The organism is Salipiger sp. PrR007, assembly GCF_010499845.1.
In the GTDB taxonomy this organism is placed as follows: Bacteria; Pseudomonadota; Alphaproteobacteria; order Rhodobacterales; family Rhodobacteraceae; genus Salipiger; species Salipiger pacificus_A.
On sequence record NZ_JAAGOZ010000015.1, the window covers coordinates 26803 to 41303 of the forward strand.

Genomic DNA, 14501 nt, shown 5'->3' on the forward strand with positions numbered 1-14501 from the left:
CCATGCTCCGCCCGCCACGGGCCCTGACCACCGTGCTCGCGCTTGCCGCGATGGCGCCGGTGGTCGGGGCACCGGGGGTGCAGGCCCAGCAGGCCGCCGTCCCTGCCCCCGTATCCCCGACCGCCTCCCCTGCCCCGACCCAGATCGAGGCCCGTTTCCAGCAGGCCTTGGCCGCCCTCGCCGGTGGCCAGCCCGGGGCCGCGGTGCGCCTCCTGCGCGGCTTGCTTGCCGTCGATCCCGGCCTGCTCCGCGTGCGCCTCGAGCTGGCGCGCGCGCTCTTCGAGGCCGGCGAATATGCCCAATCGCGCGAGCAGTTCCGCATCGTGCTCTCCAGCCCCGACCTGCCCCCGGCTGTGCGCGCCAACGTGCTCCGCTTCCTGCGCGCCATCGATGAACGCCAGGGGCTGCGCAGCCGTTTCTCCTTTGCTCTGCGCGCCCCCGCGGGGGCCGGACGCAGTTACGACAGCGACGAGATCGTGACCGATTTCGGCTCCGGTCCCGTGGTTCTGACGATGGACCGCGACGAGGCACCGCTCACCGGGCTCGAGCTTTCGGGCGCGCTCCGCAAGCAATGGCCGCTGCACGCCCGCCAGGGCGGCGCCCGGCTGACCGGCTACCTGCAGGCCGAGGGCGATCTCTACCAGACCTCCGGAAGTGACTGGGACGAGCTCGGCGCCGATCTCAGCGCCGGCCTGCAGCTCACATGGCCGCAGACCACCGCCTGGGCCGAGGCCATCGCCGGGACCGACTACTTCGGCGGCGACAAGCTCGAGGACCGTCTCGGCATCGGGGCCGGCGTCAGCTGGCGCACCGCCTCGGGTCTCACCACCACGCTCGAGGCCGAATGGCTCGACGTCGATCTCGAGCGCTATCCGGGTATCGACGTGCAGCGCGCCAGCGCCAAGCTCACGGTGATCCGCCCGCTGCGCGGCCGCGCCCAGATCGGCGGCAGCCTGTCGCTGCAGCACCAGGAGGCAGAGCGCGACGACCTCTCCTACGACTACGCCGAGCTGCGCCTCGCCGGCCGGGTCGAGGTGGGCGGCGGTTTTCTGCTGGAGCCCTCCGCCTATGCTGCCGCTTACGACCAGATCGGCGCGAACCCGATACTCGGCGAGGCCCGCCACGAGACCGAATACGGGCTCGAGCTGCGGGTCGACAAGACCGACACCTTCCTCTTCGGTCGGCTCACCCCCTACGTGCAGATCGAGGCGGCGCGGCGCGAAAGCACTTTCGACGCCTACAGCTACCGCGACCTGCGGCTCAGTGCCGGGTTGACCAGCGCCTTCTGACCGCGGCCCGCTCAGTCCGGAGGGGCCGCGCCCCCACTACCCCGCGACTGCCTTCATCCAGGCGCTCATCTCGCGCAGCCGGTCTTCGGCGGCGCTGCCGAAGCCGATGGCGTGCAGGTAGTCGCGCACCAGCCCCTTGCCGGAATCGACCTCCACCGCGACCCCGGCGGACCGAAGCGCCTCGGCATAGGCGATGCCGCTGTCACGCAGCGGGTCGTGCTCGGCCAGCGCCAGGTAGGCCTGCGGCAACCCTGCGTGATCCCGCGCCAGCAAGGGCGAGATCAGCGGATCGCTCAGGCGCCGCGTGGTGTCGGGGCAATATTGCGCATGCGCCGACAAAAGCTGCGCCAGCGTCCAGAGCGGGCCTTCGGCATATTCCGTGCAGGAGGGCCGCGTCGTGTCGAAATCGCAGACCGGGTAGATCAGCAGCTGCGCCGACAGCTTCACCCCGGCATCGCGGCAGATCAGCGTTGCGGCGGCGGCAAGGTTGGCCCCCGCCCCGTCGCCGCCGATCGACAGCCGCTCCGGGTCCAGCCCCAGCGTCCCGGCATGATCGCGCGCCCAGCCGAGCACCGCCGGTATCTGCTCCAGCGCCGCGGGATAGGTCTGTTCGGGCGCCAGCGCGTAATCCACCGAGATCACCAGATGCCCGGACCAGGCGGCGAGCCGCGCGGTGATGTTCCAATGCGTCTCTGGGCTGCCCTGCCGCCAGGCACCGCCGTGCAGGAACACCATCCCCGGCAGCGGCTCGGTGCCCGGGGGGCGGAACAGCCGCACCCGCACGGGCCCGCGGTCCGTGTCAATCCAATGCTCCTCGTCGGTCTCCACCCCCTCGGGGCTCGGCAGCCGCAACGAGCGCGAGACGGATTCGAAATGTAGCCGCCGCGTCGCCGCATCGCCTTCGGTCGGCAGCGTCGCCCAGGTGGCGTCCCAGGTCTCGCGGAAGCGGTAGATGTCGGGATGGATGGCCCGCGCCTCGGCGATCGGCTTGGTCGAGGCCTCCTCGACGGACAGCCCCGGCTTCATCAAGAAGCGCAGCAGCATGTCGCCGACGTGGCGGCGCAGTTGTTGCTGCCCCTTGGGCTCGAAGAGCGCGGTGCCGAAGAGGCTGGAAAAGGTCGCGCGGTTGGCGACGTTGAAGATCGCCAGTGCCGAGATGTGCCAATGCAGCTCGATCGCGGTGAGCCCGCGGCGGAACAGCCCCTCGGTGCAGCCGCGCTGGTAGATCTCGTCGAGCAGCCGGATGGCCGAGATGTTCTGGCCCGACAGATCGGCCGCCTTCTTCATGTGGCGCGCCTTGTGCATGTTCTCGACCATCACCAGCCGCACAAAATCCTCGTGCGAGGCATGATGGTCGAAGGTGAATTCCGCCAGCCTCCGCAGCGCCTCGACCGGGTGCAGGCTGGCCAGTTCCAGCTCGTCCTCGGCCGCCCGCATCTGCGCATAGGCATCCTCGAGCACCGCGCGGTAGAGCCCTTCCTTGTCGCCGAAGTAATAATAGATCATCCGCTTGGAGGTCTCGGTGCCCGCCGCGATCTCGTCGATCTTCGCCCCGGTCAGCCCATGCGCCACGAAGGCCTTGCGGGCCACCTCGAGGATGTTCGCCCGCACCGCTTCGGGATTCTGCTTCCAGTGGCGACGTGCCGCCCCAGTGTCGTCGGATGCCGGACCGGAATTCGTCACGATGCTCTCCTCCATGTAATCACTCCGCTCGAAAACTTCGGGAGCCGCGCCCGCCTCTCGACCGCTCCGGCGCCGCGCCCCGAGACAATCCTCGAGACATGCAAATGCCGATGCGTGTGACGCCGCCCCGTACCCGCGCCGCAAGGCGCCAAAAAAAATTCTTAATTAAACAGATCGTTCAAAATCATCACGGCCTTCGGACGGGCGCCGACGACCGAAACCGGCACGACCCCTGCCCTATGTCCAATGACACGTCCCACGGTATAGTGATTTGCGAGCCACGTCACGACCCGAGGTGGCCCTGCCGTGTCAAAGGAACTCCGGCGAACATTGTTGCACCGCCGGACCGTCGGGATTTGTCCAACACCGCCCGAGACTTGGGCGCCACGCGTCGGGATAGGCCAAAATGCGGCGCCCTTGCGCTCCCGAACCGGCCCCCCTGCCCTATTGGACCGGGCGCCGTTCATCCTCGAGCGCCGCCTTGCCGGACAGCGCCCAGCGAGTCAGCGGCCACGAGAGCCCGATCAACACCAGCCCGGCGATCGCGCTGCCAAAGAAGAGCTGGTTGAACAGGCCGGGCAGCGCCGAGGGGCTCTCGGTGTCCATGCCCGCAGCGAGCAGCCCCGCGAGCAGGTTGCCGAGCGAGGCGGCGAGGAACCAAAAGCCCATCATCTGGCTGACGAACCGCTCGGGTGCGAGCCGCGAGAAGGTCGATAGCCCCACCGGGCTCAGCAGCAACTCGGCGCAGGTGTGGATGAAGAAGGTGCCGACGAGGAACAGCGCCGAGACCTTGGCCCCGGTCATCGCGATCTGCGCCGCCGGCACGAGGATCCAAAAGCCCAGCCCCACCAGCACCAGCGCCAGCCCGAACTTGACGAAGACCGAGATCTCCCAGCCCCTGTCCTGCGCCCGGGTCCAGAACCAGGCAAACAGCGGCGTCAGCAGGATGATGAACGCCGGGTTGAGGTTCTGGAACCACGAGGCGGGCACCTCGAAGCCCAGAAGGTCGCGGCGGGTCAGCTCTGCGGCGAAGATCGACAACGACGAGCCGGCCTGCTCGAAGCGCGACCAGAAGACTGCTGCGGCGACGAAGAGCACGGCGAGCACGATCATCCGCTTCCTCTCGTCCTTCGACAGGTCCCCGGCGATGTAGATGTTGAGAAAGAAGCCCACCGCCACGGTCACGATCAGCACGCCGGTCGCCTGCGCCACCCCCGCCGCGCTGGTCACCTCGATCACCCCGGTGCCAATGAGCAGCGCCAGGATCACCACCACGGCGCCGGTGATCCCGAGGCTCACCCGGCGGTCGCGCCGGTGCGTCGCCGCATCCACCATCTTGGGCGGCGGCCGCTCGCCCTTGCCGCGCAGCGAGCGCCGACCGGCATAGAGAAAATTGAGCAGCCCGATCGCCATGGCCACCGCCGCGGCGCCGAAGCCCCAGTGCCAGCCCCAGACCTCGCCGAGATAGCCCGCGACGAAGCCGCCGAGGATCGCGCCGACGTTGATGCCCATGTAGAAGAACGAAAAGCCCGCATCGCGCCCGCCGACGTCCTCCTTGGGGTAGAGCTCGCCGACCATGGTCGAGATATTGGGCTTCAGCAGCCCCGTCCCCAGCGCGATACACGACAGCCCTGCAAGGAATACCCAAGCGGTTGCGCCCGAGATCGCGAGCAGGATGTGCCCGACAATGATCACCACGCCGCCCGCCGCCACCGCCTTGCGCGCGCCCCAGAACCGGTCTGCCACCCAGCCGCCCGGCAAGGCGAGGATGTAGACCGCTGCCGTGTAGATGCCGTAGATCGCCACCGCTTCTGCGGTGTCCAGACCCATCCCGCCGGTCTCCACCGCATCGACGAGATACAGCACGAGGATGGCCCGCATGCCGTAGAAGCTGAAACGTTCCCACATCTCGACGAGGAAGAGCGCGGGCAATCCGGCGGGGTATCTGGACAATCTGGACATCAAGGGCCCTCGATGCAGTCAATCTTTCATTGATAGCGCGATTTTCCCTTCGGCGGGTGAGATTTGGCGGCAACTCGCCTCCTGCGAGCGGCGGCTTGCCGACGCGGTGCCCGGGACTGAGGCATATATTTAACATAATACTAATATAGGTCCTTTGCAGAGACCCGCTGTCCCCGCGGGGACAGGGTCGCGAGCGCGGCAGCCATACGCCCTCAGCAAGGCTGTCCCCGCGGGGACAGATGCGCAGCTGGCCATGGCATTACCCCGGGGTGTCCCCGCGGGGACACGTTCGATGCGACACCCGCAGGCGGGTCCGTGCGCATGCAGAAGCCCTTGTCCCCGCGGGGACAGGACCACAAACGCGGCGGCCAAATGCCCTCAGCAAGTCTGTCCCCGCGGGGACAGACGCGCGGATGGCCATGGCGATATCTCAGCCTGTCCCCGCGGGGACAGCTTTGATGCGGAACCAGCAGGCTGGTTCGCGCGCACGCAAAACCCCTGTCCCCGCGGGGACAGGGACACAAACGCGGCGCCCACCCGCCCTCGGCAAGGCTGTCCCCGCGGGGACAGATGCGCGGCTGGCCGTGGCGATATCCCGGCGTGTCCCCGCGGGGACAGCGTCGGTGCGGCGCCCGCATGCTGGACAGCGGGCACGAAAAAGCCCCTGTCCCCGCGGGGACAGGGGCGCGGCCCTGCTGGCGATGTGCCGCGCGTCAGTCGTCGAGCGCTGCCATGAAGGCAGCAACTGCGGCCTCGAGCCGGTGGCGGTCGATGCTGGAGAAATCGCGCTCCATGGCCAGCTCGACCTTGCCGTCGCGCGCCGCGCAGCGGACTGTTCCCGCGGGGACAGTACAGCGCAAGGTGGTCTTGGCCGCGGCATTGGCCGAGCTGCCCTTCGGTTTCGGGCCGGCCTTGGGCGCGCTCTTCAGGGCGTCGGCGAGCCGTGCGACCTCGTAATCGGACGAGACCTCGCCCTGCCCCGACAGCATCTCGCGCAGCCCGTCGGTGAAGCCCTCCTCGTCGCCCATGCGCTTGACCAGGTCGAGACCCAGCTTGCGCGGGATCGCCTCGGCGTGGTGCAGATCGTCGCCCAGCTCCTCGAGCAGCGTGGCGAAATGGCGGATGTAGCTGCGCTTCTGCCGTCCGGCAGAGGCGTAGAGCAGGGTGATCGACTCTTCGATGTCGGTGGTCTCGGTGTTGGGATCGCGGGCGAAGCTGAGCGCCAGCTGCGCCATCTCGGCAAAGGAGATGCCGCGGCGCACAAGGTTCTCGTCGACCATCTTGCGATAGAGGCCGACCAGCGCCTCGCCCGAGGCAACTAGCCCCGCGGGGATGCGGGCATAGGCCTCGTCGCCGGTCTCGGCATAGAGCTCGCGGTAGGCCGACAGACGCCGGAAGCCCTGGACCAGCTCGTAGTGGTCGTCCACCGGCTCGACCCGGATCGGGTTCGACAGGCCGACCTCGCGGATCGAGGCCTTCAGCTCCTCGATCTCTGGGTCGGGCCCGGCGGCGCGGTCGCGGGTCAGCTTGGTGGTCAGCACCGCGTCGATCGGTACGAGATCGGTGATCAGCCCGGCGCGCTTCAGCCGGACGTAATCATGCGCAAGCCGGTCGTTCTCTTCGCGGATGGCGCGCTCGGCCTCGGCGCGGTCACGCAGCGCCTCGGCGTTTTCCGAGATCGCCGCCGCCATCGGCCCCCGCCGGGACGCGCCCGGCTTGGCCCGGCCGCCGCCGGTGTAATAGCCCTCGGGGCCGCGCGGAAACTCTTCCTCCGCCGGCGCCTCCGTCCCCGCGGGGAAGTCGATGTCGAAACCGCGTCGCTTGCTCATGCCTCATCCTCCAGCTTGTCCCAGGCCGCCTGGACATGGGTGCGGAATTCCTCGTAGGCGCGATCGAAGGAGGCGCGCGCCCGGCGCCAGGTTTCCCGCGTCATCTCGCGGTAGTCGATCTCGTAGATCGAGCTCAGGAAGCGCCCGGACTGTTCGACCGCGCGGGTCATCTCGATCGGGTGCTCGGTCATTCTTTCATCCCAGACCTTCTGGAAGGCTTGACGCATCGCGCGGTGCAGCTCGTTGCCGGTCTCGTAGCGCGTGAGCAAGAAGCGCACGTCGAGAAACGCCTTGGGCAAAGTGAGCGTCCCCGCGGGGACAACCCCCTCGAAGCCCGACAGATCGCCGAGCGCCTCGGAGAGCTGGCCGATGAAGGAGGTGGTGGAGTCGTACTCCCAGTAGCCCGGCCCCGAGGGGATATAGAGCATGTCGGCGGCGAAGACCGCGTTCATGCTCTGGTAGCCGATGGCGGGCGGGCAGTCGAAGATCACCAGGTCGTAGGCGTCGGGCGGCAGGCTGTCGAGATAGCGGCTGACCGCGGCGAAGAAGGACCACTCGGGGTTGAGGTGCCGGTACTGCGCGCTGGCGAACTCGACGAAGGCGGCGTTGGCGCAGCTGGGGATGACATCGATCGTCGGCCAGGAGGTCGGCTTGATGAAGTCGGCAGCGCGCAGGTCGCGCAGGCCCATGGAGGTGATCGCCTCGGGCAGCTTGCGCTGGGGCAGGGCGGAGCCGCTCTCGGCCCCGCGGGTTGCGGCGTTCATCCGCTCGGTCTCGCGGATCAGGTCGCGGGCCATGATGCCCCAGACGGTGTATTCCTCGGTGACGTCCGAAAGGCCCATGGAGTGGCTGAGCGTCGCCTGCGGGTCGAAGTCGACGCAGAGCACCCGGTAGCCGTCAAGCGCGGCGGCATGGGCGAAATGAAGCGCCACCGTGGATTTGCCGGCACCACCCTTGAAGTTGGAAATGGCGACGCGGAAGGCCCGCTTCTTCGCCGGGCGGTAGGGCATCAGGCTCTTGCGGTTGACCTTCAGCTTGCGGCGGATCTCGTTGATCTCTTCGAGCGAGTACCAGCGCTGGCGGCCGTCCTCTTCCACCAGGCCCTGCGGCAGGTGCGGGTCGGCGGCCATGCGTCCCCGCAGAGTGGACTGGTTGACCTGCAGGATCAGCTCGGCGACCTCCCAGCTCGAGAAGCGGCGCAGGGTCTTTTCCATCTCGGGCGAGAAGGTCTGCTGCCGGATCCATCCCTGCATCTTCAGCGATTGCGCCTGCAGCCGCGCAAGGTCTTCATGTGTAAACATCCTGCCTCCTGTCCCCGCGGGGACACCTTATAGTGTCGCGCCACTGCGGGCGCTTTGCCTCTGTCCCCGCGGGGACACTCTGCCGTTTCTGTCCCCGCGGGGACGCCGGACCGTGGGGGTGTCCCCGCGGGGACACCCTCTCGGCTTCTGCCCGGGGCCGCGCTCCGAAACCACCCTGTCCCCGCGGGGACAGGCTTTCCGAAAACGCGGGACGCTAATTTCCGATGGGCTGGAATTTACGCCGAATTTGCAATCAAGGCAAAAGCTAATACTCTGGAAACGCGTGATCAGCGAAATTGCGTGGCTTTTGGGTCGGTCCCCGCCGCAGCGCCCGTCCCCACAGGGCGCCGCGCGAGTCGCAAGGGTCGGAACCGATTCGGGAAATTCGCCGCGCACCCTGGGGAGAGGGACCGAATAATGGGGGACACGATCTGGCCTCCCGCTACATATTGGGGGACATTTTTGCCTCAATAGGGGACATCCTGCATGTCCCCCCATACCAGAATACCCATTTTTTCATTCTGAAATGCGAAGAGGGGCAGACCCGTCCTCGCCCGCCGCTTGACAGAATCGAGAAACCGGACGCAAATAGCCCAAGGTTGGGAAAGAGCGTTGGGTTTGACCGAAAGTGGCCCCGCGCTTTCCCCGCCACCGACGCAACGGGCCAGCAGAGCCCGGAACCACAGAGGCACCGCGTACAGGCGGGGACAGAGCGAGGGGCAGCGACATGCTTGCCACGAAAGCGGTCGGGCGCAATGCCTCGGCCCTAAAATATGATTTGCTCACCGTGATGGGGGCCTTTGCGCTGGCGCAGGAGAAGGGCCGGCAGGTGCTGGTTCTGCGGCTGATGACGCTGATCACCGCCCGCTACAACTGGGCGCGCGACGAGCTCGCCGTCGGGCAGCGCGAGATTGCCCGGCTTTGGATGGTGGATGAGCGCACGGTCAAACGCGAGATGGCCAAGCTGCGCGCCATGGGCTGGCTGCGGGTCAAGCGGCAGGGCGCCCGGGGCAGGGTCAGCGAATATTCCCTCGCCATCGAGCGCATCCTCGAGGACAGCCGCGACCGCTGGGGCGACGTCGGGCCGGACTTCGAACAGAGGCTCTCGGGCAGCGAGCCGGACGAGAAGATCGTGCCCCTCCCGATCAAGGGAAAAATTCCCGCGCCGGATCTCACCGACGATTCCGACTGGGGCTTGGCCAAGGCTATCCTGCACGAGGAGGATCCGGCGCTCTATGCCGCCTGGTTCGCCGCGCTCGAGCGGCGCGAGAGGGCAGGGGCGCGGCTCGTGCTGGGCGCGCCGACACGCTTTCATGCCAGCTATGTCGCCGGCCATCTCGGGGCGCGGCTGCTGAGCGTCTGTCGCGGCGTAGATGCGGGCATCGACGAGGTGCAGGTCATCGCCTGACCCACCGGTCCAGCGGCCGTTCGGGACCCTGTCGTAGCTGCGCAAAGAACCGCCGATTCACAGGCCACAGTTGACGCTTTCTCTCGGGCAGAGCACTCTGGCTGGGCATTTGAATTTCGCATTTTGAAAATCCCTATTTCGGAGGCAGGTCATGCCCACGACGCAGTCAACGCCGTCGCTTGTCGGCTTTCCCGAGGTCAGCTTTTCGGCCAGCCTGTTCGCCGGCCTGACCGAAGCCGAAAATCTAAGCATTGACAGTGGGTTCGCGGTTGTTTCGAACCCACACGCCTCGGGCGGACGCTACCTGCAGGCGACCGCCGCGACGTCGCGCGCGGGGGGCGTTTTCGAAGGTCCGGTCGGGCTCTACGAGATCAACCTGAGCTATTTCGACGAGACCGACGGGGTCTCTCACATGGAGGTGCTGGTGAATGGCGCGGTGGTCGTGGCCTTTGACTGGGACGCGACCGGCGGGGATGCCATCGTCACCAAGGCCTCGGCGGCGGTGACTTCGATCGCCGGGCTGGTGCTGGCGCCGGGCGATGTGATCGAGCTGCGCGGCATGGCGGACGGCGGTGAACCTCTGCGCACCGATGCGATCGAGATCCTCGCCAGTGCAACGCCGGCGGTGGGCGAGAGCTTTGTCATCGAGGCCGAGGATCTGCAGATCCTGTCGGGCTTCAGCATCGCCAGCAACGGCGCCGCCTCGGGCGACCAGACCCTGCAGCACGTGGGCGGCGGTACCGCGCGGGCAAGCTACACCGTGCAGCAGGCGGGGAGTTTCGATCTGGCCATCGGCTATTTCGACGAGACCGACGGCGCGTCATGGATGCAGGTGCTGGTCAATGGCACCGTCGTGGCGGACTGGGCCTGGGATGCGACCGGCGGCGCGGCGATCGCCAGCACCGCCAGCAAGGCCAGCGAGGTGATCGAGGGGCTCGCGCTGGGGCTCGGCGACGTGATCGAGCTGCGCGGCCAAGGCGACGGCGGCGAGCCGCTGCGGGTCGACTACCTGGAGTTCACCGCGGTGGCGAATGGGCCGAACGGGCCGACCCCGCCGCAGGGGACGCTGGATCTCTGGTACACGCGAGGCGCCGAAGTCTATGTCGCGCTCAATGACGGCAGCGGCGCCTTCACCGAGGTCGACACCGGTCTCGCGGCTGGCGGCTCGCTGCGCGCCGTGGATATGGACGGCGACGGCGATCTCGATTTCCTGCGCGTCGAGGTGGCCGACCCGTTCCCGCTGCCCGATCCCTCCAGCTACACCGACGACTTCGAGTTTGTCGTCGAAACCACGGTCTATGAGAACGACGGCAGCGGCGGCTTCAGCGTCGTGGCCACCGACACCACCAGCTACTGGACCGGAGTCTATGGCTGGCCCGCCGAGGATGTCAGGCGGGCGTGGCAGATCCTGGAGGTGGGCGAGGCCGGTGACATTGATGGCGACGGCGACGTGGATTTCGTCGGGGCGTCGTGGCTTGGCAACGAGCTGCTGCTCTTCGACAATAACGGCGACGACAGCTTCAGCCTGTCGGTGCTGCCGATCCCGTCGGAGCATTTCTTCGCTGGCGAACTCAGCGAGGGCGGCAACTACATCCGGCTGGCCGACATGAACGACGACGGGTTGCTCGACCTCCTGCTCAGCGTTGCCTGGGAGACCAGCTCGACGCAGGTGATTATCAACGACGGTGCCGGGAACTTCGACTGGGTCGGTAGGTATGGCGGCAGTGACGATGGCAACAGCACCGAGATTCCCGCCGATCTCGACGGGGACGGCGATCTTGACGTGCTCTACGTGGCGATCAGCGACGGCGGCGGCATCAACACCTATATCAACGACGGGACCGGGGCGAGCGACAGCTACGGACCATGGTTCCCCAAGGGCGAGCTGAACGGCATCGGTGGGCTGCAGATCGCCGATTTCGACGGGGATGGCGCGCTGGAGATGGTCAATGCCAGCATCCAGAGCAGCTCCGAGGATCTCGACCCCGGGCTGCGGGTGTTCGAGTTCCCGGTCGAGGACGGGATGATAGACATCGTGGTCGACAAGCTCGATCCGAGCATCGTCGGGCAGATCACGGCGCAGGGGGATTTCGACGGCGATGGCGACATCGACCTGATCCTCCGCGCCAGTGGCACCCCGATTGGCGCGGCGCCCTATCTGCTGCTCAACGATGGGAACGCCAATTTCACCGCCGTTCCGACCGGCCTGGCGGACTTCGACGAAACCTATGGCTGGCAACGGGCGGGCGAGTTCGCAGAGCTTCTCGTCGCCTGATGCCCTACCGACACCGGATGCGGGGGCCCGGTTGCGGAACCGGGACCACGCGGGGACGGGGGCACCGCACCCCCGGGAGCCGGTCGCGCCATGGCGCGGCCGGTATCTCTTCACGGTCTCTCTTCACGGGGCAGGGGAGGCGCCGCGGCCGCCGGGCCAGGGGCCCGCGGTCAGTGCCCGCCGGGCATCGTCGGCGGGATCGCTGGCGGGCGGCGAACGAAGAAGCTCGCGCCGATCATCAGCAGCGAGATCAGCCCGCCGGTGAGGAAGCCCGCGCGCACCCCGGCGGCGGTGGCGTCCACCAGTTCGGCCCCCGCGGCCATCTCGGTGCCGATGCGGATCGACATGATCGACACGAAGAGCGCGATGCCCGCCGCGCCGGCCACCTGCTGCACCGTGCCGATCACCGCCGAGCCGTAGGAGTAGAGATCCTTGGGCAGCGAGCCGAGCGAAGAGGTGAAAAGCGGCGTGAAGAGCAGCGCGAGGCCGATGCTGAGCAGCAGGTGGCAGACCAGCACCTGCCAGATTGCGCTGCCGGTGCCGAGCAGGGACATCGAGCCGAGCCCGAGGCAGACCAGCACCGATCCCGGGATCACCAGCTTGCGCGCGCCGATCCGGTCGAAGGTGCGTCCGACCCAGGGCGCCATGAGCCCCATCGCCAGCCCGCCCGGCAGCAACAGGAGACCGGCCTCGAGCGGTTCCATCCCCAGCACGTTCTGCATGTAGATCGGCAGCAGGATGATCATCCCGAAGAGCGACATCATGCAAAAGGCCATCATCACCACGGCGACGCTGAACACCCGCACCCGGAAAGTGCGCAGATCGAGCAGGGCCCGTCCCTGCGGGGCGAGGCGGATCTGCCGCGCGATGAACAGCGCCAGCGCCACGAAGCCCACCGCCAGCGGCGCCCAGACCGGCACGGCGCCGCCGCTGCCGTGGCCTTCGCCCAGGGTCGAGAGCCCGTAGACAAGCCCGCCGAAGGCCAGCGCCGAGAGCGGCACCGAGATCAGGTCGAGCGGGGCCTTGCGCGGCTCGGTGACGTTCTGCAGCCGGGCATAGCCGAGCGCCAGCGCGCCGAGCCCGATGGGCAGCACCAGCCAGAACATCCAGCGCCAGTCCAGCACATTGAGGATGATGCCGGAGATCGTCGGCCCGATGGCCGGGGCCACCGAGATGACGATCGAGATATTGCCCATGGTCTTGCCGCGGCTCTCGGGCGGCACCAGCGTCATCACCGTGGTCATCAGCAGCGGCATCATGATCGCCGTGCCGCAGGCCTGCACCACGCGGCCGAAGATCAGCATGGCGAGCCCCGGCGAGAGCGCGCAGATCAGAGTGCCGGTGCTGAAAAGACCCATCGCCATGGTGAAGACCGTGCGCGTGTGCAGCCTCTGCAGCAGGAATCCGGTGATCGGGATCACCACCGCCATGGTCAGCAGGAAGGCCGTGGTCAGCCATTGCGCGGCATTGGCGGTGACGTCCAGATCCTTCATGAGCCGGGGCAGGGCGACGCCCATGATCGTCTCGTTGAGGATCACGGTAAAGGCCGAGACCAGCAGCAGCAGGATGACAAGGCGGTTGCGCGCGGCGAGGTCGGGATCGGAAACGGGGTCCGCTCCACCGGCGGAAACGGGGGAACTCTGCATGGTGATGATCTCTGGTGACAGGGGAGGGGCGGGCGGAAATGGCCGGGCACCCTTGGGGAACCCCTGCTTGGTAGGCGGCACCGGCGGGCCTTGCAAGGCGCAATCGACCCGCGCCCGCCGCACCGGCGCGGCGGCGCCGGACGGCAAGGGAAAACCGGGGCTTTGTCAGGTTGTTGACGCGCGACGATACCCATGGGTGACTTCCTGTAATCAGGCGGTCAGTTTTGCGGCATAGCCAGCCCAGAGGCCGAACGCATCTGACCTCGCATGGCGATAGGATCTGGCGGATAGGCGGTGGCGTTTGGGGCGGATCAAGTTAGCGATCTGATCGTGGACGGATAGAAACCGCTGTGCCTGACGCGGCGATTTGAAACGGCCCATGATCTTCTCGCGCCGCCGCGTGTGCCGATGGGACGCCTCGCTCCTGTTGTTTAACCCTTTGTGCTGACGATGTTCTACGTCGGGTGCGATCTGTTCCTTGGCGGCGCCGTAAGATCGCAGTTTATCCGTCACCAGGACACGGGGCTGGCCCCACCGTTTCATGAGTTTCCGCAAAAAGCGGAGGGCTGCGGCCTTGTTGCGGCGCGACTGGATCAGGAATTCGAGCACATCGCCCTTGGCGTCAACGGCCCGCCAAAGCCAGTGGCTCCGGCCCTTGATCCGGATCACGACTTCATCGAGATGCCATTTATCCGCCGGCGCTGAACGGTCCCGGCGGATCTTTGCGGCAAACTGATGCCCCAACCGGTTCGCCCAGTCACGGATCGTCTCGTACGAAACTGAAACGCCGCGTTCCGCCAACAGATCTTCGACGTCGCGCAGGCTCAGAGCAAACCGATGGTAGGCCCAAACCGCGTAACCAATCACGCTCAGTGGAAACCGGAAGCCTTTGATCCGGGACAAATCTTCGATGTTCAGCATGACAGAGAACTACCCAGCTGATGCGGCGTCAACAACCTGACAAAGCCCCGTCGCGCGACCCGTCGTCGACGACGATGACCTCGATCTCGGGCAGGCAGGCCAGACAGGCGCCGATCAGCGCGGCGCGGTTGTAGAGCGGGATGACGATGGAGAGCGCGGGGTTGCTCATCGCGGCGGACCGAGGCTG

General features: G+C 67.3%; 10 protein-coding genes. 3 read left to right on the forward strand and 7 right to left on the reverse strand.

From position 1 onward, the window contains the following. Positions 1-2: 2 nt before the first annotated feature. Positions 3-1289 (forward strand): surface lipoprotein assembly modifier, encoded by a 1287-nt coding sequence (locus G0Q01_RS05955; RefSeq protein ID WP_164195983.1) that lies wholly within the window; start codon positions 3-5, stop codon positions 1287-1289. Positions 1290-1325: 36 nt separating this feature from the next. On the opposite strand, the gene G0Q01_RS05960 is transcribed toward G0Q01_RS05955, so the two are convergent. From G0Q01_RS05960 to G0Q01_RS05975, 4 genes are all read right to left on the reverse strand, one after another. After that, the gene (locus G0Q01_RS05960) at positions 1326-2987 is read right to left on the reverse strand and encodes an alpha/beta hydrolase fold domain-containing protein (protein ID WP_164213084.1); all 1662 of its coding nucleotides are present in this window, start codon (positions 2985-2987) and stop codon (positions 1326-1328) included. 429 nt (positions 2988-3416) lie between these two features. Next, entirely contained in the window at positions 3417-4934 is a 1518-nt protein-coding gene (locus tag G0Q01_RS05965; protein ID WP_164213085.1) for a peptide MFS transporter, read from the reverse strand. Positions 4935-5647: 713 nt separating this feature from the next. After that, complete coding sequence (locus G0Q01_RS05970; RefSeq protein WP_164195977.1) at positions 5648-6763, reverse strand: ParB N-terminal domain-containing protein; 1116 nt, start codon at positions 6761-6763, stop codon at positions 5648-5650. Continuing rightward, a complete protein-coding gene (locus tag G0Q01_RS05975) occupies positions 6760-8064 on the reverse strand; it encodes an AAA family ATPase (RefSeq protein WP_108970973.1) in 1305 nt (434 codons plus the stop codon). The genes G0Q01_RS05970 and G0Q01_RS05975 overlap by 4 nt, the downstream gene beginning before the upstream one ends. Positions 8065-8791: 727 nt before the next feature. Here G0Q01_RS05975 and G0Q01_RS05980 point away from each other — a divergent pair. Together G0Q01_RS05980 and G0Q01_RS05985 are read left to right on the forward strand one after the other, a co-directional pair. Continuing rightward, positions 8792-9472 (forward strand): hypothetical protein, encoded by a 681-nt coding sequence (locus G0Q01_RS05980; RefSeq protein WP_164213086.1) that lies wholly within the window; start codon positions 8792-8794, stop codon positions 9470-9472. A gap of 151 nt (positions 9473-9623) precedes the next feature. Then, on the forward strand, positions 9624-11747 hold the full coding sequence (locus tag G0Q01_RS05985) for an FG-GAP-like repeat-containing protein (protein WP_164213087.1): 2124 nt from the start codon (positions 9624-9626) through the stop codon (positions 11745-11747). 170 nt (positions 11748-11917) lie between these two features. On the opposite strand, the gene G0Q01_RS05990 is transcribed toward G0Q01_RS05985, so the two are convergent. From G0Q01_RS05990 to G0Q01_RS06000, 3 genes are all read right to left on the reverse strand, one after another. Continuing rightward, positions 11918-13393 (reverse strand): MDR family MFS transporter, encoded by a 1476-nt coding sequence (locus G0Q01_RS05990; protein ID WP_164213088.1) that lies wholly within the window; start codon positions 13391-13393, stop codon positions 11918-11920. Between the two features lie 210 nt (positions 13394-13603). Next, entirely contained in the window at positions 13604-14314 is a 711-nt protein-coding gene (locus G0Q01_RS05995; RefSeq protein WP_164213089.1) for an IS6 family transposase, read from the reverse strand. 28 nt (positions 14315-14342) lie between these two features. Next, positions 14343-14483 (reverse strand): glycosyltransferase, encoded by a 141-nt coding sequence (locus tag G0Q01_RS06000; RefSeq protein ID WP_164213090.1) that lies wholly within the window; start codon positions 14481-14483, stop codon positions 14343-14345. Between the last annotated feature and the right edge of the window lie 18 nt (positions 14484-14501).

Excerpts from the sequence above, each read along its gene's own strand:
- G0Q01_RS05955 (WP_164195983.1), top strand. The coding sequence starts at position 3 with ATGCTCCGCCCGCCACGGGCCCTGACCACCGTGCTCGCGCTTGCCGCG.
- G0Q01_RS05960 (WP_164213084.1), bottom strand. The coding sequence starts at position 2,987 with ATGGAGGAGAGCATCGTGACGAATTCCGGTCCGGCATCCGACGACACT.
- G0Q01_RS05965 (WP_164213085.1), bottom strand. The coding sequence starts at position 4,934 with ATGTCCAGATTGTCCAGATACCCCGCCGGATTGCCCGCGCTCTTCCTC.
- G0Q01_RS05970 (WP_164195977.1), bottom strand. The coding sequence starts at position 6,763 with ATGAGCAAGCGACGCGGTTTCGACATCGACTTCCCCGCGGGGACGGAG.
- G0Q01_RS05975 (WP_108970973.1), bottom strand. The coding sequence starts at position 8,064 with ATGTTTACACATGAAGACCTTGCGCGGCTGCAGGCGCAATCGCTGAAG.
- G0Q01_RS05980 (WP_164213086.1), top strand. The coding sequence starts at position 8,792 with ATGCTTGCCACGAAAGCGGTCGGGCGCAATGCCTCGGCCCTAAAATAT.
- G0Q01_RS05985 (WP_164213087.1), top strand. The coding sequence starts at position 9,624 with ATGCCCACGACGCAGTCAACGCCGTCGCTTGTCGGCTTTCCCGAGGTC.
- G0Q01_RS05990 (WP_164213088.1), bottom strand. The coding sequence starts at position 13,393 with ATGCAGAGTTCCCCCGTTTCCGCCGGTGGAGCGGACCCCGTTTCCGAT.
- G0Q01_RS05995 (WP_164213089.1), bottom strand. The coding sequence starts at position 14,314 with ATGCTGAACATCGAAGATTTGTCCCGGATCAAAGGCTTCCGGTTTCCA.
- G0Q01_RS06000 (WP_164213090.1), bottom strand. The coding sequence starts at position 14,483 with ATGAGCAACCCCGCGCTCTCCATCGTCATCCCGCTCTACAACCGCGCC.